Source organism: Dactylosporangium maewongense, from assembly GCF_039531485.1.
GTDB lineage: Bacteria > Actinomycetota > Actinomycetes > Mycobacteriales > Micromonosporaceae > Dactylosporangium > Dactylosporangium maewongense.
Genome location: NZ_BAAAQD010000008.1, coordinates 305,143 through 328,265, shown reverse-complemented (window position 1 = coordinate 328,265; position 23,123 = coordinate 305,143). Strand labels below are relative to the sequence as shown.

The 23,123-nt window shown below is 72.6% G+C and carries 17 protein-coding genes; 3 read left to right on the top strand and 14 right to left on the bottom strand.

Features of this window, described 5'->3' with window-relative positions; all coding sequences use genetic code 11:
• Window positions 1-68 precede the first annotated feature (68 nt).
• From ABD332_RS22210 to mraZ, 12 genes are all read right to left on the bottom strand, one after another.
• The gene (locus ABD332_RS22210; RefSeq protein ID WP_344503926.1) at window positions 69-569 is read right to left on the bottom strand and encodes a DinB family protein; all 501 of its coding nucleotides are present in this window, start codon (window positions 567-569) and stop codon (window positions 69-71) included.
• A gap of 46 nt (window positions 570-615) precedes the next feature.
• Entirely contained in the window at window positions 616-1,380 is a 765-nt protein-coding gene (locus ABD332_RS22205) for a cell division protein FtsQ/DivIB (protein ID WP_344503925.1), read from the bottom strand.
• A gap of 17 nt (window positions 1,381-1,397) precedes the next feature.
• Window positions 1,398-2,834, bottom strand: coding sequence for a UDP-N-acetylmuramate--L-alanine ligase (gene murC, locus ABD332_RS22200; RefSeq protein ID WP_344503924.1), 1,437 nt, complete (start codon window positions 2,832-2,834; stop codon window positions 1,398-1,400).
• Window positions 2,831-3,937, bottom strand: coding sequence for a UDP-N-acetylglucosamine--N-acetylmuramyl-(pentapeptide) pyrophosphoryl-undecaprenol N-acetylglucosamine transferase (locus ABD332_RS22195; RefSeq protein WP_344503923.1), 1,107 nt, complete (start codon window positions 3,935-3,937; stop codon window positions 2,831-2,833). The genes murC and ABD332_RS22195 overlap by 4 nt, the downstream gene beginning before the upstream one ends.
• A complete protein-coding gene (locus ABD332_RS22190; protein ID WP_344503922.1) occupies window positions 3,937-5,430 on the bottom strand; it encodes an FtsW/RodA/SpoVE family cell cycle protein in 1,494 nt (497 codons plus the stop codon). Before ABD332_RS22190 ends, ABD332_RS22195 begins: the two co-directional genes overlap by 1 nt.
• A 108-nt stretch (window positions 5,431-5,538) precedes the next feature.
• Window positions 5,539-6,660 carry a phospho-N-acetylmuramoyl-pentapeptide-transferase gene (gene mraY, locus ABD332_RS22185; protein WP_344503921.1) on the bottom strand — a complete coding sequence of 374 codons (1,122 nt, stop codon included), beginning with the start codon at window positions 6,658-6,660 and terminating at the stop codon, window positions 5,539-5,541.
• On the bottom strand, window positions 6,657-8,054 hold the full coding sequence (locus ABD332_RS22180) for a UDP-N-acetylmuramoyl-tripeptide--D-alanyl-D-alanine ligase (protein WP_344503919.1): 1,398 nt from the start codon (window positions 8,052-8,054) through the stop codon (window positions 6,657-6,659). Before ABD332_RS22180 ends, mraY begins: the two co-directional genes overlap by 4 nt.
• Entirely contained in the window at window positions 8,051-9,562 is a 1,512-nt protein-coding gene (locus ABD332_RS22175; protein ID WP_425552268.1) for a UDP-N-acetylmuramoyl-L-alanyl-D-glutamate--2,6-diaminopimelate ligase, read from the bottom strand. Before ABD332_RS22175 ends, ABD332_RS22180 begins: the two co-directional genes overlap by 4 nt.
• Window positions 9,563-9,607: 45 nt before the next feature.
• Window positions 9,608-12,031 (bottom strand): peptidoglycan D,D-transpeptidase FtsI family protein, encoded by a 2,424-nt coding sequence (locus ABD332_RS22170; RefSeq protein WP_344503918.1) that lies wholly within the window; start codon window positions 12,029-12,031, stop codon window positions 9,608-9,610.
• A 287-nt stretch (window positions 12,032-12,318) separates the two neighbouring features.
• Window positions 12,319-12,879, bottom strand: coding sequence for a cell division protein FtsL (gene ftsL / locus ABD332_RS22165; protein WP_344503916.1), 561 nt, complete (start codon window positions 12,877-12,879; stop codon window positions 12,319-12,321).
• A gap of 36 nt (window positions 12,880-12,915) precedes the next feature.
• Entirely contained in the window at window positions 12,916-13,869 is a 954-nt protein-coding gene (gene rsmH / locus ABD332_RS22160) for a 16S rRNA (cytosine(1402)-N(4))-methyltransferase RsmH (protein WP_344503915.1), read from the bottom strand.
• Window positions 13,870-14,205: 336 nt separating this feature from the next.
• Window positions 14,206-14,637, bottom strand: coding sequence for a division/cell wall cluster transcriptional repressor MraZ (gene mraZ / locus ABD332_RS22155; protein ID WP_344504031.1), 432 nt, complete (start codon window positions 14,635-14,637; stop codon window positions 14,206-14,208).
• Window positions 14,638-15,077: 440 nt separating this feature from the next.
• Between mraZ and ABD332_RS22150 the strand changes: the two genes are divergently transcribed.
• The gene (locus ABD332_RS22150; RefSeq protein WP_344503914.1) at window positions 15,078-16,322 is read left to right on the top strand and encodes a Mur ligase family protein; all 1,245 of its coding nucleotides are present in this window, start codon (window positions 15,078-15,080) and stop codon (window positions 16,320-16,322) included.
• Window positions 16,312-17,025 carry a type 1 glutamine amidotransferase gene (locus ABD332_RS22145; RefSeq protein WP_344503913.1) on the top strand — a complete coding sequence of 238 codons (714 nt, stop codon included), beginning with the start codon at window positions 16,312-16,314 and terminating at the stop codon, window positions 17,023-17,025. The genes ABD332_RS22150 and ABD332_RS22145 overlap by 11 nt, the downstream gene beginning before the upstream one ends.
• A 71-nt stretch (window positions 17,026-17,096) precedes the next feature.
• Here the strand turns inward: ABD332_RS22145 and leuS are convergent, their stop codons facing one another.
• Together leuS and ABD332_RS22135 are read right to left on the bottom strand one after the other, a co-directional pair.
• Window positions 17,097-19,934: a leucine--tRNA ligase gene (leuS, locus tag ABD332_RS22140; RefSeq protein ID WP_344503912.1), complete on the bottom strand. Its 2,838-nt coding sequence runs from the start codon at window positions 19,932-19,934 to the stop codon at window positions 17,097-17,099.
• A gap of 212 nt (window positions 19,935-20,146) precedes the next feature.
• Window positions 20,147-21,781, bottom strand: coding sequence for a serine/threonine-protein kinase (locus tag ABD332_RS22135; protein ID WP_344503911.1), 1,635 nt, complete (start codon window positions 21,779-21,781; stop codon window positions 20,147-20,149).
• Window positions 21,782-22,064: 283 nt separating this feature from the next.
• Between ABD332_RS22135 and ABD332_RS22130 the strand changes: the two genes are divergently transcribed.
• The gene (locus ABD332_RS22130) at window positions 22,065-23,123 is read left to right on the top strand and encodes an AAA family ATPase (RefSeq protein ID WP_344503910.1); all 1,059 of its coding nucleotides are present in this window, start codon (window positions 22,065-22,067) and stop codon (window positions 23,121-23,123) included.

The following is a 23,123-nucleotide window of genomic DNA, read 5'->3' as shown; positions in this document are numbered from 1 at the left end:
AACTAATGCCTTATCGCAAGGTAAGGGCCCGACTGTCGCGATCCAAGGACCGCCGCCCGGCGTGTCGGCTATTCCCCGACGACGCCGTCGACCAATTCCCTAACGGCGTCGAGGTGTCCGTTGTGACGGGCGGTCTCCTCGATCATGTGCAGAAGCACCCAGCGGACCGCGACGGGCTCGCCGCGCCGCGGTGCCGCGGCCGTCCCGTCGAGATCGACGTCGCGCATCAGGGCCCGCGAGACGTCGCATTGGCGCCGGTACCGGTCGAGGTTGCCGGCCAGGGTGGCACCGGGCGCCCGGCGCCAGTCCGCGTCGGTGTCGCCGGCGCTCCACGGCACCGGCACGTCCAGCCCCGCGACGACCCGCTCGAACCAGTACGACTCGACCGCCGTGAGGTGCGACACGAGCCCGGCGGCGCTGGTCAGCGGCGACGCCGACAGCGGGGTCCGCCAGGCGTCCTCCTCGGCGAGCCCGGCGCACTTCACGTGCACGGTCTCCCGGTGCCAGTCGAGCCACCCGAGCACTATCGACCGCTCGTCGCCGGCGAAAGGGACGTCAACACGGTTCACCGCTCCAGCGACCGCTCGTCGCCGGCGAAAGGGACGTCGAGACGGTTCACCGCTCCAGCACCACCCCGGGCGCGCTCACGTCGAGCGTCTTGTCCGGCAGGATCTTCGTGACCTGCAACACCCTGACCTTCGCCTCGTTCTGGGTCGCGTCGCCCCACACGACCGTGCGGCCCTCGGTGAGCTCCAGCCGCACCCGCGTCGGCGCGTCGGCGGCCAGGGCCACCATCTGCGACCGCAGCCACGGCGGCAGCGCCGCCAGGACGGTCAGCGCGGCCCGGGTGGCAGGGTCGCCGGGGGCGGGCGCGGCGAGGCGCACCACCGGCAGCCCCGCCGGCGCGGAGCCGACCGGGAGGAACGCCACGCCGTCGGCGTCCAGCAGCACGAACCCCAGCGCCGCCGGCACCACGGCGATCCCCGTCCGCTCGCGCACCGCGAGGACCAGGGTGCGCGGGTAGTCCTTGGACGCGGTGACCGTCCGGACCGGCTTCAGCGTCCGCACCCGCCGCTCCACCGCGGCGAGGTCGAGCCGGGCCAGGGGCGTGCCGGTGGCGACCCCGGCCGCGTCCCGGACGTCCTGGGCCGTCAGCGCCGACACGCCGGTGACCCGGATCCCGTGGACCCCGAACACCGGCGTGGCGTAGACGACGGCGACGGCCCCGCCGAGCAACGCGACGACGCCGAGCCCGACCAGCCAGGACAGCACGACGCGGAGGCGGTGCCGCCGGGCCCGCTGCGCGAAGCGGCGCTGCGACGAGCCGGCGGGCGCCGAGCGGGGTGCCAGGACCAGCCGCCAGCCGCGCGTGGACGTCAAGGGCGGTCAGTCCCCGGTCATTCGCCGTCGGGGCGGTTGTGCCGGCCGACGTAGCCGTCGCCGGAGTTCTTGAGCGCGGCGAGCAGCTCGTCACCCATGAGGGAGATCGGCGGCGCGCCCATCGTGACGACCACGTCGCCCTCCCGGACGCGGGCGACGACCTCGCCCGGCACGTCGTCCCACGACGGCACGAACACCTTGCGGTCCTCGGGCAGGTCGACGGCGGCGGTCAGCGCGACCCCGCCCTCCCCCGGCTCCCGGACCTCGCCCGGGCCGAACACCTCCATGATGATCGCCTCGTCGGCCAGGGACAGCGCGGCGGCGATCTCGGTCAGGTAGTCGCGGGTGCGGTACATCCGGTAGGGCTGGAACACCACGATCAGCCGCCCGTCGCCGGCGACCTCGCGCAGGGTGCGCATCGCCGCCTCGATCGGGACGTGGTGGTACGCGTACTCGTCGTAGATCCGCACGCCGGCCTCGGCGCCCTTGAACTCGAAGCGCCGCCGCACCCCGGGGAACGTCGACAGCGCCTCGATCGCCGACTCGGCCGGGATGCCGAGCCGCAGGGCGGTGAGCAGCGCCCCCGCCGAGTTGAGGCCGAGGTGCGCGCCGGGGATCGGCAGGTGCACCTCGCCGAGCGGCACGCCCTCGTGGTGCGCCACGTAGCGCACGCCCTGCGCGGAGGAGCGCACCTCCGTCAGGCGCAGGTCGGCGTCGGGGGCGGTGCCGTAGGTGACGACGTCGCCGCCGGCCTCGCGGACCCGCACGATCATCCGCTGGGCGCCGGGGTCGTCGGCGCAGGTGACCACGAAGCCGCCGGGCTCGACGCGGGCACAGAACTCGACGAACGCGTCCTCGAGGCCCTGCAGGTCGCCGTACGTGTTGAGGTGGTCGGCGTCGATGTTGGTGACGACCGCGACGTGCGGGTTGTAGAGCAGGAACGACCGGTCGCTCTCGTCGGCCTCGGCGACGAACAGCTCGCCGCTGCCGTGGTGGGCGTTGGAGCCGACCTCGGAGATCTCCCCGCCGATGACGAACGACGGGTCGAGCCCGGCGTGCTGGAGCATGAGGGTGATCATCGACGTCGTGGTCGTCTTGCCGTGTGTACCGGCGACCGCGACGCTCCTGCGCCCGACCATCGTGGCGGCGAGGGCCTCGGAACGGTGCATGACCCGCAGCCCCCGCTCCCGGGCCGTGACGAGCTCGATGTGGTCCTGCGGGATCGCGGTCGAGTAGACGACCGTGTCGACCCCGTCGAGGTTCGCCGGCTGGTGCTCGCGGAAGATCGTGCCGCCGAGCGCCTTGAGCGCCGCCAGCTGCGGCCACTCGCGCAGCTCGCTGCCGGACGTGGGGATGCCCCGGGTGAGCAGGAGCCGGGCGAGCCCGCTCATGCCGACCCCGCCCACCCCGACGAGGTGCACCCTGCCGAGGTCCTCGGCGGTCAAATCCGTCATGCTCCGACCACCTTCAGCAGGTACCGGCGAAGGGCCTCGTCGCCGTCGCGGCGACCGTAACCGGCGGCGGCGCGGCTCATCGCCGCGAGCCGGGCGCCGTCGCGCACCAGGGGCACCACGGTGTCGGTGACCCACTGCGGGGAGAGGTCGCCGTCCTCGACGATGAGGCCACCGCCGGCCTCGACGACCGGCAGCGCGTTGCGGCGCTGCTCGCCGTTGCCCCACGGCAGCGGCACGTAGATGGCCGGCATGCCGACCGCGGCGGTCTCCGCGCAGGTCATCGCGCCACCCCGGCACAGCGCCAGGTCGCCGGCCGCGTAGCCGAGCTCCATCTCCGACAGGAACTTGACCTTCACGTACGGCGCGGGCAGGCCGGTGGGGACCTCGACGTCGTCGTTGCGGGCGCCGATGATGTGCAGCACCTGCACCCCGGAGCCGGTGATCTGCTTCGCCGCGCCGGACACCGCCAGGTTGATCGAGCGGGCGCCGGCCGACGCGCCGAAGACGAACAGCGTCGGCAGGTGCGGGTCGAGGCCGAAGTGGGCGCGGGCCCGCTCCCGCAGCGCGGCCCGGTCGAGGGTGGCGATGCTCTGCCGCAGCGGCACCCCGACGACCTCGGCGTGCGCCACCGACGGGATCTGCTGCGCCTGGTGGGGGAAGCCGAGCACGATGTGCTTCGTGAAGCGCATGCCCATCTTGTTGGCCACGCCCACGGGCACGTTGACCTCGTGGATGATCGTGGGGGTCTTGCGCCGCCATGCGGCGAGATAGGCGGGGACGGAGACGTAGCCGCCGAACCCGACCACCGCGTCCGCCTCGACCTCGTCGAGGATCTCGCGGGTCGCCTTCGCGGACTTGTACATCCGGTCCGGGGTGCGGACCAGGTTCATGTTCACGGAGCGGGGCAGCTGGAAGGCCGGGACGTGGCGCAGGTCATAGCCGCGCTGCGGGATGATCTCACCCTCCATCCCACGCTCCGAGCCGATACAGGTGATCCGCAGGCCCGGGTCGTGCCTGCGGAGGCAGTCGGCGAAGGCGAGCAGCGGGTAGATGTGCCCGCCGGTGCCTCCGCCGGCCAGCACCACGGAGCGCAGCGCTGCCATCAGGAGCTCCTTCCGCGGGTCCGCCCTGGGCTGCCGCCCTGCGGCGTCAGTGGACGACCCGTCGCGCGTGTCGAGGGGACGTCACCGTCACTGTCGGCGCGGGCGCGCGGCAGCGGCGGCAACGGCGCCCAGAGTAGTCGCACCCACTTTCGCGGCGGACGGGCATGCATGGCTCTGGCGCAGTCGGGCTCGGCGCGGGCCGCGGAGCTGAGCATCCCGGCCGCGCCGAGGGCCACGACCAGGGCGGTGCCGCCGTCGGAGATGAACGGCAGCGGCAGGCCGGTGATCGGCATGAGCCCGACCACGCCGCCGATGTTGATGATCGCCTGCCCGACGAACCAGATGGTGATCGCGGCGGCGGCGAGCCGGCGGAACGGGTCCTCGACCCGGCGGGCGATGCGCAGCCCCGTGTAGGTGAGCATGCCGAACAGGACGAGGACGACCAGGCAGCCGACGACGCCGAGCTCCTCGGCGACGATGGCGAAGATGAAGTCGTTGTGCGCGTTGGGCAGCCGGCCCCACTTCAGCTGGCTCTCGCCGAGCCCGACGCCGAACCAGCCGCCGTTGCCGATCGCCCACAGCCCGCGCAGGTACTGGTAGCGCCCGTTGCGCGCCTCGGGGTCGATGGACGGGTCGAAGAACACCTTGATGCGGGCCAGCCGGTAGTCCTTCTCGGCCGGCAGGAGGATCAGCGCGAGCACGCCGGTGGCGGCGAGGCCGCCGAGCCAGGCGAAGACCGGCAGCCGCGCGCCGGCCGCCCACAGCAGCCCGGTGAAGAGGACCACGAGGCAGATCATGGAGCCGAGGTCGTTGTAGCCGACGAGGAGCAGCAGCGCCACCGTCACCGGCAGCAGCGGCATGAACAGCTCCCGCCACGACAGGATCGTGCGCCCCTTGCGCACCAGCAGGTCGGCGCCCCAGACGACGAGGGCGACCTTCGCGAGCTCCGCCGGCTGGACCTGGATGCCGCCGAGGTGCAGCCACAGGTCCTCGGCCCAGATCGGGCCGAGGTGGATCGGCTTCACCTTCTCGCCGGGCGGGGTGCGGCTGGCGGAGAGCCAGCCCATCAGGTCGACGAAGGCCATGAGCACGAACGCGGAGATGAGCAGCGGCACGGCGATGGCCCGGAACGTGCGCACCGGCAGCCGCTGGCAGACCCAGAACACGACGAGCCCGACCACGGCGAAGATCGTCTGCTTGAACACCGGGCCGAACGGGTCGCCGGACTCCGCGACGCCCTCGACGCCGGTGACGGAGAACACCATGGCCAGGCCGATGAAGACCAGCAGCCCGACGCTGGACAGCAGCAGGTAGTAGGAGGCGAGGGGCCGGTCGAGCAGGCCGCGCAGCGCGTCGAACCAGCCGAGGATCCCGCTGCCGGGCGCTGCGGGCACCGCCGCCTGGTTGGCCGGCGCCGGTGGCACCGACGCAGCCGCCGCTGGTGGCACCGACGCGGCCGCCGCCGACGTGTCCTGCTCCCCATCGCCCCGCATGGGGACCATCATGCCGCCGGGACCCGCGAGGTCTGGCGACCACGGGGTCCCGGCGTGTCGGACCGGTTCGATGTCCGGCGCGCCGTGATGCCGGCCGGACGCGCGGGGTCAGCCGGAGCCGCTCATCACCCGCAGGAAGTCGGCGGCGAACAGGCCGAGCGACGCGGCCATGCCCAGGCCGGCGATGATCCAGAAGCGGACCACGATGTTGACCTCGCTCCAGCCGGCGAGCTCGAAGTGGTGCTGCAGCGGCACCATCCGGAAGATGCGCTTGCCGGTCGTGCGGTAGGAGCCGATCTGCATGATCCACGTCACGACGATGATGAAGAACAGCAGGCCCATCAGCGGCAGCAGCAGGACGGTCTTGGTCGCCACGGCGAGGCCGGCGATGAGCGAGCCGAGCGCCATGGAGCCGGTGTCGCCCATGAAGATCCGCGCCGGTGACGTGTTCCACCACAGGAAGCCGACCAGCGCGCCGACGGCCGCGCCGGCGATGAGCGCCATCTCGAGGGGGTCGCGGACGTCGTAGCAGTAGCTGGCGGTGTACTCCGGGTCGGCGCACCAGTGCCGGTACTGCCAGAACGCGATCGCCATGTAGCTGCCGATCACCAGGATCGACGTGCCGGTCGCGAGGCCGTCGAGGCCGTCGGTGAGGTTCACCGCGTTGGACATCGACATGACCACGAACACGAAGAAGACGACGGCGCCGATCTTGGTGATGTCGAGCCAGTCGATGTCGTGCACCCACGACAGCTTCGGGCTGGCGACCGTGGTGACGACCGAGTCACCGGTCTGCTTCGCCGGCACGTACAGGGCGATCGCGCCGAAGATCGCGCCGATCAGCGCCTGGCCGATGAGCTTGCCGCGCTTGTTGAGCCCGTCGCTGTTGCGCTTGGCGACCTTGAGGTAGTCGTCGAGGAAGCCGAGCAGGCCGGTGAAGACGAACAGGCCCAGCAGCACCACTGCGGTCGCGGTCGGGCCGCTCGGGCGCAGCTGCTGGTCCGGCAGCGTGGTCAGCGCGATGTGCCCGCCGGTGTACGCGATGAGCGTGGCGAAGATGAACACCACGCCGCCCATCGTGGGCGTGCCCTTCTTGCCCAGGTGGCCCTGCGGTCCGTCGGCGCGGATCGGCTGGTCGGCCTTGAGCCTGGTGAAGTACTTGATCGCGATGGGGGTGCCGAACAGCGAGATGAGGAACGCCACGAACGCGGCGACGAAGACGGCCCTCACCTGACGCCCGCCCGCAGGGCGTCGGCGATGTCCCACGTCCGGTACCTGGATCCCTTGACCAGAACCACGTCGCGGGGCCGCAGCTCGGCGCGCAGCAGCGCGACGGCGGCCTCCTGATCGGTCACGAGCACCGGGTCTCCTCCCCAACTCGCCACGACGGACGCACCGTGCAGGATCGGCGCGGCCTGCTCGCCCACGGCCACGAGGCGGTCGACGCCGAGCTCAGCGGCGAGACGACCGACCTCCTCATGTCCGGTTCGCTCATACTCACCGAGCTCTGCCATGGAGCCGAGCACGGCGATCATCCGCCGCCCGCCGGCCACCGCGACGAGCGCCCGGAGCGCCGCCGCCATGGACGCCGGATTGGCGTTGTACGAGTCGTCGATGACCGTGACATCGTCGGCACGGTCGAAGACATCCATCCTTCGGCTCGACAAGCCCTCTAGATCGCCGAGTGTGGCGGCGATCGTGGCCGGATCCACACCGGCGTGCGACGCCACGGCAGCGGCGAGTAACGCGTTGCCGACCTGGTGCCGTCCGGCGACGTCGAGCCGCACCTGGACCGGGCCGGTGCCCGGCAGGTGCATCGTGAAGCCGAACCGGCCGCGGCCGAGGTCCTCGACGTCGGTGGCCCGGAAATCAGACACTTCCGATTCACCCGCGAAGCGCACCGGCGCGGCGCTGCGCGACGCCATCGACCGGACCCGCTCGTCGTCGGCGTTGAGGATCGCGAGACCGCCCGGGCGCAGCGCCTCGACGAGCTCCCCCTTGGCGAGGGTGGTGCCCTCCAGGGACCCGAACTCGGCGATGTGCGACGTGCCGACGTTGACCACGACCGACACGTCCGGCGGCGCGATGCCGCACAGGTAGGCAAGGTGCCCGCCACCGCGCGCACCCATCTCCAGCACCAGGAAGCGGGTTTCGGCGGCGACCTTGAGCACCGTGTACGGGGTGCCGAGCTCGTTGTTCTCCGACCCGATGGTCGCCACGGTCGGCCCGGCGGTGCGCAGCAGCGCCGCGATGAGGTCCTTGGTGCTCGTCTTGCCCGACGAGCCGGTGATCGCCACGACGGTGATGTCGTCGCGTCGCTCCAGGGCGGCCCGCGCGAGCAGCCCCAGGGCGGCGCGCGGGTCCTCGACGACGATCGTGGGCACGCCGTCGACGGGGCGGCTGCCGAGGACCGCGACCGCGCCGTCGGCGACGGCCTTGGCGGCGAAGTCGTGCGCGTCGACCTTCGCGCCGGCGAACGCGACGAAGAGCCCGCCCGGTCCGACCTTGCGGGAGTCGTACTCGACGGGGCCGTCGACGACCGCGGCACCGGCCGCCGAGGGGTCGGTGGCGTGCAGGGTGCCGCCGACGACGGCGGTGATCTCGGCGACGGTGAACGGGATCACGACGCCACCGCCCGCAGCGCCGCGGCGAGCTCGACCCGGTCGTCGAACGGCAGGACCTCGCCGCCGACCTCCTGGCCGCGCTCGTGGCCCTTGCCGAGGACCGCCACCACGTCGCCGGGCCGGGCCTGGGCGACCGCGTGGTCGATCGCGGCGCGCCGGCCGTCCACCTCGACGACGGTGGCGGTGGCGCCCCGGGTGCCGGCGAGCACCTCCGCCCGGATGGCCGCGGGGTCCTCGGTGCGGGGGTTGTCGTCGGTGACGACCACCAGGTCGGCGCCCTCCGCGGCGGCCCGGCCCATCAGCGGCCGCTTGCCCCGGTCGCGGTCGCCGCCGGCGCCGACGACGCAGATGACACGGCCGCCCCGGGACGCGGCGAGGGTCCGCAGCGCGGCGAGGACCTCGACCATCGCGTCGGGCTTGTGCGCGTAGTCGACGACGCCGAGCACGTCGCCGGGGGCGTCGACCCGCTCCATCCGGCCGGGTGAGCCGGGCGCCTCCGCGACGGCCTTCGCCGCGACGGCGAGGTCGACGCCGACGGCGACGAGCGCGGCGATCGCGAGCAGCGCGTTGGCGACGTTGTGCCGGCCGGGCAGGCCCACGCCGGACGCGACGGACACGTCCCGGCGGGTGACGGTGAACCGCTGGCCGTAGCCGTCGGGTGTGATGCCGGTGGCACGGACGTCGGCGGCCGGGTCGCCGGCCGCCGAGTAGGTCCACGACGCCGGCTTGCGCAGCCGCATGACCCGCTCGTCGTCGAGGTTGAGGATCTCGGTGGCGGCGCGGCCGTCGAACAGCTTGGCCTTCGCCGCGTAGTACGCCTCGACGTCGGGGTGGAAGTCGAGGTGGTCCATGCCGAAGTTCGTGTACCCGGCGGCGGCGAACCGGACCCCGTTGACCCGGCCGAGCTCCAGGGCGTGGCTGGAGACCTCCATGACGACGGCCTCGACGCCGCGCTCGAGGCCGGCGGCGAACAGCGCGTGCAGGTCCGTCGCCTCGGGCGTGGTGCGGGCGCTGTCGATGGTGAGGTCGCCGAGGCGGGTCTCGACCGTGCCGATGAGACCGGTGACCTGACCGGCGGCCCGCAGCCCGGCCTCGACGAGGTACGCCGTGGACGTCTTGCCGGCGGTGCCGGTGATGCCGATCGTGGTCAGCTGCCGGGTCGGCTCGCCGTACACGTGCGAGGCGATGCCGCCGAGCGCCGCGCGCGGGTCGTCGACGACGATCGCGGGCAGGTCGCCGGTCAGCCCGCCGATCTGCGCGAGGCCGGCCGGGTCGGTGAGCACGGCGACCGCGCCGGCCTCCTTCGCCTGGCCGGCGAACTGGGCGCCGTGCACCCGCGACCCGGGCAGGGCCGCGTACAGGTCACCGGGGCGCACCGCGGAGCTACTGTGGGTCACGCCGGTGACGGCGACCTCGCCGTCCTGCGCCACCATGGGCGCACCGGCGAGGGCCGCCAGCTCGACGGCGAGCACGGGGCGGACACTCCTCGGTCGGGGATAGCCGGGCACGGGGTCAGACCCTACCCGTCCCGCCGGGAAGCGGCAGAGTCGGTGTCACGGGTAGATCGTCAGCTTCGGCGGCTCGGTGCCCGTCGGTGCCACCCCGAAGCTACTGAGGGTGACCGCCATCATGTCCTTGAACAACGGCGCGGCGACGGAACCACCCGCGCCGCCGGGCACGTGCGCGGTGACGGCGACCACGTAGCGTGGTGCCTCCGCCGGCGCCATGCCGATGAACGACACCACGTCACCTGGCGCGTAGCCGCCGTCCTTGGGCAGCTTCGACGTGCCGGTCTTGCCCGCGATCCGGTAGCCGGGGATCGCCGCCTGGTGGCCGGTCGCGTCGTCGAGCGTCGTGACGCCCTCCAGCATGGTGCGCAGTTGCTGCGCGTACACCGGATCCAGGACCCGCCGGGTCGCCTGCGCGGGCGGCCTGGTCTCCGTGCCGTCCGGCGCGATGATCTTCCGGACCAGCGTCGGCTGCACCCACAGGCCGTCGTTGGCGATCGCGCCGTAGACGGCGGCCATCTGGATCGCGGTCGTCGCCACGCCGTTGCCGATCGGGATCGAGCCGGGGCTGGAGCCGGTCCACTCGCCCGGCGGCAGGAGCTGCCCCGGCGACTCGTTCGGCAGGCCGACGCCGGTGCGCTGGCCGAGGCCGAACTTGCGCTGGTACTCGTACAGCTTGTCCTTGCCGAGCATGTCCGCGACGGCGATCGTGCCGACGTTCGACGACAGCGCGAGGATGCCCGGGATGGTCATCGGCGTGCCGTCCTTCTGCGGCGGGTGGTCGGTGTAGGTGGTGTCGCCCTTCTTCACCTTCGAGTTGACGGTGATCGTCGACGACGGCGTGATCAGCCCCTCCTGCAGCGCGGCGCCCATGACGATCGCCTTGTGGATCGAGCCGGGGTCGAAGACCGTCGCCGTGCACTGGTCCTTGAGGTCCTCGGGGTCCGACTTGCCGGGGTCGTTGGCGGCGAACGACGGGTAGCTCGCCATCGCCATGACCTCCATGGTCCGGTTGTCGAGCACGATCGCGGTGCCGAAGGACGCGCCGAGCGCCGCCATCCGGTCGCCGAGCGACTTCTGCACCAGGAACTGCAGGTCGCTGTCGATGGTCAGCTCGACCGAGCTGCCGGGGCGGGCCGGCTTCAGCTCCTGCACGCCCTGCGGCAGCGGCTTGTTGAGCTCGCCCTGGCCGCGCTCGTACGTGTGCATGCCGTCGATGCCGCGCAGCTGCGCGTCGTACGCCTTCTCGATGCCGAGCTGGCCGGACAGGTCGGACCTGCTGGTGTAGCCGACCACGTTGGACGCGAAGTCGTAGCCGGGCACGTGCCGGCGCTCGTCACGGCCGATCTCCAGCGCGCCGGCGAAGCTGAGCTTGGCGATCCGCTCGCTGTCCTCGATCGAGATCTGGTGCGCGACGTACTCGTAGCGGATGTCGGTCTTGCCGTCGGCGCCCTTGTGCGGGGTCAGCTTGCGCACCAGGTCGGAGCGCAGCACCCCGTAGTCCGCGAGGATCGCGAACAGGTCGTCGGCCGCCTTCTCCGGGTCCTTGATCACCTGCGGGTCGGCGGCGACGTAGCGCGTCTCGACCGAGTGCACGATGATCTTGCCGTTGCGGTCGAGGATCGCGCCGCGGGACGCGGGCAGGACGTCGTGCACCAGCCGGGCCTTGAGCCCCTGGGCGGCGTAGGCGCTGGCGTCGGTGAGCTGCAGCTGGACGAGCCGGATGGCGATCGCGGCGAACATCAGCAGTGCCAGCACCGTGGCCAGCCGCAGCCGGCGGCGCGGCTCGGCGAGCTTCGGCGCGCGGTTGGTGCGTGGCAGGCGCGGGACCCGGACCCGGCTCTGCTTGCGGGGTTTGCGCACCGGGGTGGTTCTTCTCGCCGGTGTGCGGGCGGCGCCGGTGCGCTTCAGCGGTAGCGCGCCGGACCTGGCCTGGGCCGTCCTCGGCAGGCCCGTCCGGGCCCGCGGGTCCGTGGCCCGCTCGTCAGGCGCGGTGTGCCCGTCCCGGTCGAGGGACCGCGGGCCGGGCTGCTCCCGGTCGATGCCGATCCTCGCGGCCCGCTGGTCCGCGGCGCGCGGACCGGCCGTCCTGCGCGGATCGGCTGTCCTGCGGGCATCCGCCGCGCCGCGCCGGTCGGTCGTCCTGCGTGGGTCGGTGGTGCCGCGCGGCTCGGCGGTGCCGCGTGGGTTGGCGGTCCTGCGCGGGTCGGTCGTGCCGCGCGGGTTGGTGGTCCGCCGCGGGTCGGTCGACCGCCGCGGGTGCTGGTCCGCGGCGGTGTCCGGATCGCGCGGGCTGTCGGCGGCCCGGCCGGCGGCGCGGCGGCCGGTGTCGGCGCGGCCGCCCTGCAGCACCTCCAGTGCCGGCCGGAACGGGTCGCCCCGCCCCGTGCCGCCGTGCTCGACCGACGCGTCACGGACGGAGCGCCCCCGGGGCGTGTAGCGGCGCGCCTCGGACATCGTGCCGCGCACCGGCGGCTCGGCCCCGGAGTCGGTCCCGGGATTGGCCCTGGGATTGGCCCTGGGATTAGCACTGGTGTCGCCGGCACGGGAACGGGCGGCCGCACCGGCACCCCCCGCGCCTGCGCGACCGCCCGTCCGCTGTCGGCCGGCGTCACTGCCGCGACCGGCCTCCCGTCCGGCGCCCCCGCGCCGCTCGGTGCTGCTCCGCCGATCAGGAGTGTCGCCAGCCATCGTCCTGCAACTTCCCGTTGTTGAGTTTGGCTTCGTCGCTGTGCCTCGGACGTGCTTCTAGCTGCTTACTTGCCGGGGCCGGGCATCTCGAGCCGGCTGCCGTCGGGCAGCTGCAGGTACGCCGGCGTGCGCGACGGCACGAGGCCCAGCCGCTTGGCCCGCGCCGCGAGCGTCACCGGCGACTCCTTGTCGGCCAGGTCGCTGCGGAGCCGCGCCTCGTCACGGTCGAGGGTGCTCTGCTTCGTCCTGAGCGCGTCGAGTCGGAACGCGTTCTCGGCGATCCGCGTGTTGAGCACGAGGATGCCGATCACGCCGAGGAGCACCAGCACGAGCACGAGCGCCACGAACGGCGCGCGCGGCGCGGTGACCGGCGCCGGTGGCGCGACGCGCAGCCTCGGCCGCTGCTCGTCCCGGACCTTCTTCTCCTGCGGCGCCCGCCGCTCCCGCGCCGGCCTGTCCTGCGGTGCAGGCTGGGTGGTCCCCCGATCCGGCTGGAGCGCGGTCGCGCCGTCGATCGGCGCGTCGCTCCGCTCGTCAACCTGGCGCGCCGTGGTCCGGCCCCCCGACCGCGATGCACCCTGCTGACTTCTGCGCGGCCGGTCGGCCGGCAGTGTCGTCACGTTCATCTCACACCTCCCCCAGAGGTTGTGCCTTTGTTGCAGTTACTTGCTGTCCGCGGGTTGCTTGCGTTCGACGGCTCTGAGCCGCACGGACGCCGCCCGCGGGTTGGCCGCCACCTCGGCCGCGTCGGGGAGCTCGGCTCCCCTGGTGAGGACTCTCAGCTCCGGCTCGCTGCCCGCCGGCACGAACGGCAGCTCGACCGGCACCGTCGACCGCGACCGCCCGGCGATCGCCTGTTTGACCAGGCGGTCCTCGAGCGAGTGGTACGACAGCACGACCATCCGGCCGCCCGGCTTCAGCGCGTCGAGCGCCGCCGGCAGCGCCCGCTCGAGCACGGCGAGCTCGCCGTTGACCTCGATCCGCAGCGCCTGGAACGTGCGTTTGGCCGGGTGCCCGCCGGTCCGCCGCGCCGGCGCCGGGATCGAGTCCCGGACCAGCTCGGCCAGCCTGGCGGACGAGTTCAGCTCCCCCTTGCCGCGCTCCCGCAGGATCGCCTGCGCGATCCGGGAGGCGAACTTCTCCTCCCCGTACACCCGCAGGACGCGGGCGAGATCGCCGTGGCTGTAGGTGTTGACCACCTCGGCCGCGGTGACGCCCCGCGTCTGGTCCATCCGCATGTCCAGCGGCGCGTCCTGGGCGTAGGCGAACCCACGGTCGGCATCGTCGAGCTGCATCGACGACACCCCCAGGTCGAACAGCGCTCCGTCGATCCCCTCACCGTCCAGCACCTCCTCGAGCTCGTCGTAGACGGCGTGCACGAGGCGGGTCCGGTCCGCGTACGGCGCCAGCCGCTGCCCCGCGAGGCGCAGCGCCTGGGTGTCGCGGTCCAGGCCGAGCAGCCGCACCTCCGGGTGCGCCAGCAGCACGGCTTCGGCGTGCCCACCGAGGCCGAGCGTGGCGTCCAGGTGCAGCGCGCCCGCGCGGTCCAACGCCGGGGCGAGCAGCTCGAGGCAGCGCTCGAGCAGCACGGGAACGTGAATGTCCCGCTCCCCCATCGTCGACCCCCTACCGCGGCGGGTTCGCGGCCCGCCGTCGTGCTGAACGTTGCTGTTCCCTGTGCTCCGGTGAGCTGAAACGTGATTCACGTCCTGCTTCGCGGGTCGGCGGCGGCTTCCGGTGCGCTGCCGCGCATTCCGTGCGGTGCTGTGCTCCGGCGCGCTGCTGTGCCTGATCGCGCGCCGCGGTGCATTTCGGTGCGGTAGTGCACGAGCGCCGTACCGCCAGCTCCCCATCCGCTCGCTCCGCCCTGGCGCCGGGGAAGTGGCGTCAGGACCTTGGAGCGGCTGGAGAGCTCGCGGCACGGCGTCCGACTGGGTGCCTGCAGATGGACCTCACAGCCCGCCCGGCAGCACCCCCTCCTCGATCCCGGCGAAGTCGTCTTCGCTTTCGGCAAGGTAGGTGTCCCATGCCTGGCGGTCCCAGATCTCCACCCTGGTGCTCGCGCCGATCACGACGAGCTCGCGGTCCAGCCCGGCATACTCGCGGAGATGCGGCGGGATGGTGACCCGACCCTGACGGTCGGGGACCTCGTCGTGAGCACTGGCGAAGAACACCCGGCTGTAGGCCCGGGCGGCCTTGTGGGTCATCGGTGTCGCACGAAGCTGTTCGGCGATCCGGGCGAACTCAGCGCCGGGAAACACGTAGAGACAGCGCTCCTGCCCCTTGGTGATCACGACACCTCCCGCCAGCTCATCCCGAAACTTGGCCGGCAGGATCAACCGGCCCTTGTCGTCCAGGCGGGGAGTGTGGGTGCCGAGAAACATCGACATCCACCCCTTCCCACCGCGAACGGTCCCCCCGGGGCCGGCCGAGCCCCCCGGCTCCGCCATCGCGCTCCACTGTACTCCACTTCCCTCCACCGTCAACGAGAAAACACCGGAAGTGACATCGGCGGGCATGAAGAAATCCCACGTCAAACGGGGTGCGCCGGGGTGGAGGGCGGTTGGCCGACCGGTCACCCATACGGTCGGTTCGGCTGATCGTAAATGTGGACAAACCGCCTATGAGGTCGAACTTCGCCGGTGCTTTATGGCTCCGTTAAGGTCATCCGCGGCGCTGTTGCGGATTCGGTGGAGGGAAGTGGAGCGTTCTGGGACGAGCGGTGGGGTGAGCCCGCGGTCGGTTGTCGGACGGTGGACGGCGTTGGGCGAGTGATCCGTGGCAGGTAGGGTCTGCGGCATCGCCGGAAGACAGTGGAAGTGAGATGACGGACCACAAGCTCCCGATGCGGGCGAAGCTCGCCACATCGTTGTCGCGCGGCGCTGCCGCACTGTCCCGCGCCACCGGCCGGGGTGACGGCTCCGTCATCGGCGGCCGGCTCGCCCTGATGGTCGACCCCAACCTCCTCGCCGAGCTCGCGGCGGGCCGGGAGATCGCCCTGATCTCGGGCACCAACGGCAAGACCACCACGACCCGGCTCACCGCGGCCGCCATGGGCGTGCTCGGCGACGTCGCCACCAACAGCCTCGGCGCCAACATGCCCACCGGGCACACGTCGGCCCTGGCGAAGGCGGGCGCCACGCCGTATGCGGTGCTCGAGGTCGACGAGCACTACCTGAAGCAGGTCCTCGACGCGACCCGCCCGAGGGTCGTCGCGCTGCTCAACCTCAGCCGCGACCAGCTGGACCGGGCCAAGGAGGTCGCGATGATGGCGGCCCTGTGGCGCGACGCGCTGCCCGGCCGCGACCTGCACCTCGTCGCCAACGCCGACGACCCGATGGTGGTGTGGGCGGCGGGCAAGGCGGTCGCCTCCGGCACCGGTGTCACCTGGGTCGCCGCGGGCCAGCGCTTCCACGACGACTCGTGGGTGTGCCCCGAGTGCGGCGCCTCCATCTTGCGCAACGGCGACCAGTGGGCCTGCGTCGCCGGCAACCTGAGCCGGCCGGTGCCGACCTGGGCCGTCTCCGGCGACGGGGTCGTCGACAGCACCGGCGCCTATCACCACATCGAGCTGCAGCTGCCCGGCCGGGTCAACCGCGCGAACGCCGCGACCGCCCTCGCCGTCGCCGCCCACTTCGGCGTCCCCCCGGCGAAGGCCGTGCCCGAGCTGGCGAAGGTCGCCTCGATCGCCGGCCGCTACGCGGTCGTCGAGCGCGACGGCAGGGTCGTGCGCCTGCTGCTGTCGAAGAACCCGGCGGGCTGGCTCGAGGCCTTCGACATGGCCGACGACGTGCCGACACTGCTGTCCATCAACGCCCGCGACCCCGACGGCCTGGACACGTCGTGGCTCTACGACGTGGACTTCTCGCCCCTGCGCGGGCGGCGCGTCCTCGTCACCGGCGACCGGGCCATGGACCTCGCCGTCCGGCTCGAGGTCAACGAGGTGCCGTTCGAGCACGTCAAGTCGTTCTCGCAGGCGCTGACGCTGATCCCGCCGGGCCGTCTCGAGGTCATCGCCAACTACACCGCATTCCAGGACATCCGAGCGGAGCTGGACCGTGTCAACTGAGTCGCGCCTGCGCCTGATCTGGCTGTACCCGGACCTGCTGTCCACGTATGGCGACCGGGGCAACCTGCTGATCCTGGCCCGCCGCGCCGACCTGCGCGGCCTGCCGGTCGAGTGCGGCGAGGTCCGCGCCGACCAGGCCGTGCCGTCCGACGGCGACGTGTACCTCATCGGCGGCGGCGAGGACGGCCCGCAGGCCCTGGCCGCCCAGCGCCTGATCGCCGACGGCGGCCTGCGCCGGGCCGTCGACCGGGGCGCCACCGTCTTCTCCGTGTGCGCCGGCTACCAGCTGCTGGGCAACTCCTTCTACGCCAAGGGCGCCAAGTGCGCGGGCCTGGGCCTGCTCGACCTGGACTCCGACCGCGGCGAGACCCGCGCCGTCGGCGAGCTGGCCGGCGAGTGCGACCCGGCGCTGGGCCTGCCGACCCTCACCGGCTTCGAGAACCACGGCGGCCGGACCCACCTCGGGTCCGGCGTCCGACCCCTGGCCCGGGTCACCGCCGGCATCGGCAACGACGGCCGCTCCGAGGGCGCCTGGCACGGCCGGATCCTGGGCACGTACTCCCACGGCCCGGCCCTCGCCCGCAACCCCGGCATCGCCGACCTGCTCCTGCGCTGGGCCACCGGCATGACCATGGAGCCGATCGACGACCGCTGGCCGACCCGCCTCCGCGACGAGCGCCTCGCCGCCGTCCTCAACAAGTAGTCGCCGCACACGCGAAGGGCGCCCCCGGAGAACCGGAGGCGCCCTTCGTCGTGCTCGATCTGGACGACGATCTAGACGACGACCGAGACCATGCGGCCCTGCACGACGATGACCTTCTTCGGGGTCTTGCCGGCCAGCTGCGCGGCGACCTCGGCCAGGGCGGCCTCGCGGACCGCCTCCTCCGGGGCGTCGGCGGCGATCTCGAACGTGCCGCGGACCTTGCCGTTGACCTGCACCGGGTACTTCACCGACTCGGCGACCAGGAACGCCGGGTCGGCGACCGGGAAGTCCGCGTAGGCGATCGACGACCCGTTGCCCAGGCGCTGCCACAGCTCCTCGGCCAGGTGCGGCGCGAACGGCGAGACCATCCGCACCAGCGGGTCGACGACCTCGCGGGGGGCGCCGGACGGGGAGACCTGGGTGGCGCGGTTCGTCAGCTCGATCAGCTTCGCGATCGCGGTGTTGAAGCGCATCTCCTCGATGTCGACCCGGACGCCGTCGATGACGCGGTGCAGCAGGCGGCGGGTCTCGTCGTCCAGGGCCGCGTCGGTGACGCGGGTGGCGTCGGTCTGCTCGTCGACGACCAGTCGCCAGACGCGCTGCAGGAAGCGCTGCGCGCCGACGACCGCGCGGGTCTCCCACGGGCGGGACACGTCCAGCGGGCCCATGGACATCTCGTAGACGCGGAAGGTGTCGGCGCCGTACCGCTCGCACATCTCGTCTGGCGTGACGACGTTCTTCAGCGACTTGCCCATCTTGCCGTACTCGCGCTTCACCGGAGCGTCGTTGTAGAAGAACTGCCCGGGTGAGCGCTCCTCGACCTCCTCGGCGGGCACGTAGACGCCGCGCTCGTCTGTGTAGGCGTAGGCCTGGATGTAGCCCTGGTTGAACAGCTTGCGGAAGGGCTCCTCGCTGCTGATGTGGCCCAGGTCGAACAGCACCTTGTGCCAGAACCGCGCGTACAGCAGGTGCAGCACGGCGTGCTCGACGCCGCCGACGTACAGGTCCGCGCCGCCGACGTCGCCGGGCTTCTGCGGGCCCATCCAGTACCGCTCGTTGTCGGCGGCGACCATGTCGTCTTTGTTGGACGGGTCCAGGTAGCGCAGCTCGTACCAGGACGAGCCCGCCCACTGCGGCATGACGTTGGTCTCGCGGGTGTACGCCTTGGGCCCGTCGCCCAGGTCCAGCGTGACCTCGACCCATTCCTTGGCGCGCGACAGCGGCGTCTCGGGCATGCTGTCGGCGTCGTCGACGTCGAACGTCCGCGGCGAGAAGTCCTCGACCTCGGGCAGCTCGACGGGCAGCATCGAGTCGGGCAGGCCGATCGGCAGGCCGGTCTCGTCGTACACGATCGGGAACGGCTCACCCCAGTACCGCTGCCGGCTGAACAGCCAGTCCCGCAGCCGGTACGTGATGGCGCCGACGCCGTGCCCCTCGGCCTCCAGCCACTCGATGATCCTGGCCTTCGCCTCGACGACACCCAGGCCGTCCAGGAAGGAGGAGTTGATCGCCGGGCCGTCGCCGGTGAAGGCCTTCCCGTCGAAACCGTCGGTGGGCCGCACCGTCCGGATGATCGGCAGGTCGAAGACCTCGGCGAACTCCCAGTCGCGCTCGTCCTGGCCGGGCACCGCCATGATCGCGCCGGTGCCGTAGCCGGCCAGCACGTAGTCGGCGATGAAGACGGGGACGCGCGAGCCGTTGACCGGGTTCACCGCATACGCGCCGGTGAAGACGCCGGTCTTCTCCTTGGCGTCGGCCTGCCGCTCCACGTCGGACTTCCCCGCCGCGAACTCGCGGTAGGCGGCGACCGCCGCACCCGGGGTGGCGTGCCCGCCGGTCCAGACCTGCGGGATGCCGTCCGGCCAGGCGGCGGGGACCAGCGAGGAGACCAGCTCGTGCTCCGGGGCCAGCACCATGTACGTGGCGCCGAACAGCGTGTCGGGGCGGGTCGTGAACACCCGGATCGCGGCACCGGTGTCGGTGCCGAAGTCGACGTGCGCACCCCGGGACCGGCCGATCCAGTTGCGCTGCATGGTCTTGACCTTCTCCGGCCAGTCCAGCCGCTCCAGGTCGTCCAGCAGCCGGTCGCCGTACGAGGTGATCCGCATCATCCACTGCCGCAGGCTCCGCTTGAACACGGGGAAGTTGCCCCGCTCGCTGCGCCCGTCGGGGGTGACCTCCTCGTTGGCCAGCACGGTGCCCAGCCCGGGGCACCAGTTGACCGGCGCCTCGGAGATGTACGCCAGCCGGAACCCGTCGATCACCTCGCGCCGCTCGACCGGCGTCAGGTCGGCCCACGCGCGGCCGTCCTCCGGCACCCGCGAGCCGGATTCGAACGAGGCGATCAGCTCGTCGATCGGCCGGGCCTTCTGCGCGTCGGTGTCGAACCAGGAGTTGAAGATCCGCAGGAAGATCCACTGGGTCCAGCGGTAGAACTCGGTGTCGGTGGTGGCGACGCTGCGGCGGTCGTCGTAGGCCAGCCCCAGCCGGCGCAGCTGGCCACGGTACCGCTCGACGTTGGCCTCGGTGGTGACCCTCGGGTGCGTGCCGGTCTGCACCGCGTACTGCTCGGCGGGCAGGCCGAACGCGTCGAACCCCATGGGGTGCAGCACGTTGTAGCCGGCCATGCGGAAGTACCGCGTGTAGCAGTCGGTGCCGATGTAGCCCAGCGGGTGACCGACGTGCAGCCCCGAGCCGGACGGGTACGGGAACATGTCCATCACGTACAGCTTCGGCGCGCCCGCGCGCGGGTGGCTCGGGTCGCTGAGCGGGCCGGTCGGGTTCGGCGCGTAGAAGGTGCTGTGCTCCGACCAGTAGTCCTGCCAGCACGCCTCGATGTCCGTCGCCATCGCCGCCGTGTAACGGTAGGGCGGGATGTCGACCGCTCCGTCGGTCACAGCCTCACTCATGACTTCTCGCCGCCTTCGGGTCTCGGGTGTCCAACATTGTCCGGGCATGAAAAAACCCCTCACGCAGGAGGGGTCGCCGTGCGGACGCAGTCAGTGCGTCAGCACGGCTCGCTAAGAAGCCGGACAGCCCATGTCATGCCTCGGAGTGTACCGCAGGGTCCGCGCCCGCTCGCAGCGCGTTTGGACCGGGCCCGGGCGAGCGGCGCGGTGGTTCAGTCGCGGACGGCGGCCGGTACACCACCGGAGCACCGCACCTCGAACCGCAGGCGCTGCCCGGCCAGGCTGAACTCCACCCGCGACTTGTTGCGCGGCCCCGCCTGCAGGGAGACCAGGCTGCCACCGGCGGCGGGCTCGGCGCCGGTCACGTTGACCTGGTCGCCGGCGCACGCCGCGACGACGACCCCGCCGGACGTGCCGATCCTGACGGGCGGCCCCTCCACCGGGGTGGTCTGTCCCCTGCCGGTGTTGCCGGTGTGCCCGGGGTTTCCGTTCCCGTTCGCGGCGTCTGTACCGACTGGGCCGCCGCCGCCCGATCCGCCGGCTCCGCCGGACGTGCCGCCGCTCTGACCACCCGCACCGGCGCTCTGGCCGGCGTCCGCCGGGGTGACCGGAGTGTCCAGGGTGTCCGGCGAGCCGGTCGCGGCCGGCGCGCCGCGGGCCGCCCCCACTGTGACCTGCGGCTCGCTGGGCGGGCGGCTCAGCGCGAACGTCACCAGCAGCGCGGCCACCGCCACCACGACCGCCATCCCGGCGAGCACCCGCCGCCGCTCACCCGCGCCGTCACCGACCGCGCCCGTCGCGCGCTCTTCCCCGGCCGGCGCGTCCGTCGCGCGCTCTTCCCCGGCCGGCGCGTCCGTCGCGCGCTCTTCCCCGGCCGGCGCGACCGGGACGGGGTCGACCGGGGCGGTGGCGTCGCCGATGGCCGTGGTGCCGTCCGTCCGGGCCGCTGCTCCGGCGGCCGTCAGCTGCGGCGGCACCGCCGGTACCAGATGCAGCTCTTCGGCATTTGGACGCGGCGACACGCCCGCCGCCTCGGCGAGCACGGCCGCCGCCTCCTCCGCGGACGGGCGGGCCGCGGGCGCCTTGACCAGGCAGCGCATGCACAGGTCCCGGACCTGCACCGGCACGCCCGGCAGGTCGGGCAGCGGATCGGGCGCGACGGTCACGTGCGAGCGCAGCATCTGGGCGGTGGTCTCGCCGTCCCACGGCAGGCGGCCGGTGAGGCACCGGTAGAGCAGCATCCCGAACGCGTACACGTCGCTGGCGGGCACCGCCTCGTCGCCGACGAGCCGCTCCGGCGCGAGATAGGCGGGCGTGCCGAGGACCAGGCCGGCGTCGTCGAGGCCGCCGTCCGGGTCGCCGTGGACGCCGACGATGCCGAAGTCGAGGAGCTTCGCCGCACCCGGGGTGAGCACCACGTTGCCGGGTTTGACGTCGTGGTGCACGAAGCCCTCGGCGTGCGCGGCGGCCAGGCCGGCGGCGACCTCGGCGCAAACCCGGATCGCCGCGGCGGGGCTGAGCGGGCCCGCGGTCAGCCGCTCGGCGAGCGTCGGCCCGCGCAGCAGCTCCATCACGACGAACGGGCTGCCGCCGGCGGTCTCGCCGTAGTCGTAGACACCGGCGACGTTCGGGTGCGAAAGGCTCGCCGTGGCCCGCGCCTCGGTCCGGATCCGCTGGCGCCAGGCGGGGTCGGCGGCGAACGGGCCGGCGAGGACCTTGACGGCGACGGCCCGTCCGAGGACCTCGTCGCGGGCGTCCCAAACGACCGACATGCCGCCTTCGCCGAGCCGGTCGGCGAGGCGGTAGCGACCGTTGAGGAGCTGCCCGACATTCTGCTCCTCGTGCATGGGTCCAGTCTGCCGGAATCGGCGCCGGCCGCATCCCGGCAGTTCCGTTTGTTGGACATTTGCGGGGGTACGTGCGGCTCGCCGCGGGCCCGCGGAAAAAACGTCGCGGACAGTCACGGCCGTGATGTCCGGAATGACGTTTTCCGGTGCGGCGCGGTGTGCGATCCCCGGCTAGCCTGAGGGGATATAAACGGCTCGGCTTGCCAACGTTTCCGTGCAACCGGGCGGTCCACCTACGGGTCTATCACCTAACGGTGGCCACAGCAGGAAACGAGGAGGCCAGTTGACCAGGCACCGCACGTTCGAGGAGCTCGGGGCCCCACTCCCCAGCCCGGAGTTCCGCGCCGCGACCGATGCGATCGTCGCCAACATCGAGCAGGTCATCGAGGGCAAGACCGCCACTGTGCGGCTCGCGCTCGCCGTGCTGCTCGCTGAGGGCCACCTCCTCATCGAAGACGTACCCGGCGTCGGCAAGACCAAGCTCGCCAAGGCCCTGGCGAAGTCGATCGACTGTTCGGTCCGGCGTATCCAGTTCACGCCCGACCTGCTGCCCAGCGACGTCACCGGCGTCAGCGTCTACAACCAGGAGACGCGCGACTTCGAGTTCAAGCCGGGCGCGGTGTTCGCCAACATCGTCGTCGGCGACGAGATCAACCGGGCCTCGCCGAAGACGCAGTCGGCGCTGCTGGAGAGCATGGAGGAGCGGCAGGTCACGGTCGACGGCGCGACCTACCCGCTGCAGGTCCCGTTCATGGTCATCGCCACGCAGAACCCGATCGAGATGGAAGGCACCTACCCGCTGCCGGAGGCGCAGCGCGACCGGTTCACCGCCCGGATCGCGATGGGCTACCCCGACATGGGTGCCGAGCTCGCGATGCTCGACGTGCACGGCCGCCACGACGCGCTCGACGACATCCTGCCCGTCTCCGACGCCACCCAGGTCCGCCGCATGATCGCCACCGTCCGTGACGTGCACGTCGCCGACGCGGTGAAGCAGTATGCGGTCAACATCGTCACCGCCACCCGCGAGTCCGGCGAGCTGCGCCTGGGCTCGTCGCCCCGCGCGACGCTGCAGCTGCTGCGCACGGCCCGCGCCGTCGCCGCCCTCGAAGGGCGCGAGTTCGTGCTCCCCGACGACCTGCAGGCCCTGGCCGTGCCGGTCCTCGCGCACCGGGTCATCCCGACCGCCGAGGCGCAGCTGTCCCGCCGCACCACCGACGCGATCATCGCCGAGCTCGTCCACCGGCTGCCGCTGCCCTCGGACCGGCAGCCGCGCTCCCCGTATGACACCCGACCGGCCGACCGCACCCAGCCGCGCGGGCAACAGTTCGGGGGTCGCTGA

Coding starts and splice junctions, on each gene's coding strand:
- murC (WP_344503924.1), bottom strand. CDS start 2,834: ATGACGGATTTGACCGCCGAGGACCTCGGCAGGGTGCACCTCGTCGGG.
- ABD332_RS22195 (WP_344503923.1), bottom strand. CDS start 3,937: ATGGCAGCGCTGCGCTCCGTGGTGCTGGCCGGCGGAGGCACCGGCGGG.
- ABD332_RS22190 (WP_344503922.1), bottom strand. CDS start 5,430: ATGCGGGGCGATGGGGAGCAGGACACGTCGGCGGCGGCCGCGTCGGTG.
- ftsL (WP_344503916.1), bottom strand. CDS start 12,879: ATGAACGTGACGACACTGCCGGCCGACCGGCCGCGCAGAAGTCAGCAG.
- rsmH (WP_344503915.1), bottom strand. CDS start 13,869: ATGGGGGAGCGGGACATTCACGTTCCCGTGCTGCTCGAGCGCTGCCTC.
- mraZ (WP_344504031.1), bottom strand. CDS start 14,637: ATGTTTCTCGGCACCCACACTCCCCGCCTGGACGACAAGGGCCGGTTG.
- ABD332_RS22150 (WP_344503914.1), top strand. CDS start 15,078: ATGACGGACCACAAGCTCCCGATGCGGGCGAAGCTCGCCACATCGTTG.
- leuS (WP_344503912.1), bottom strand. CDS start 19,934: ATGAGTGAGGCTGTGACCGACGGAGCGGTCGACATCCCGCCCTACCGT.
- ABD332_RS22135 (WP_344503911.1), bottom strand. CDS start 21,781: ATGCACGAGGAGCAGAATGTCGGGCAGCTCCTCAACGGTCGCTACCGC.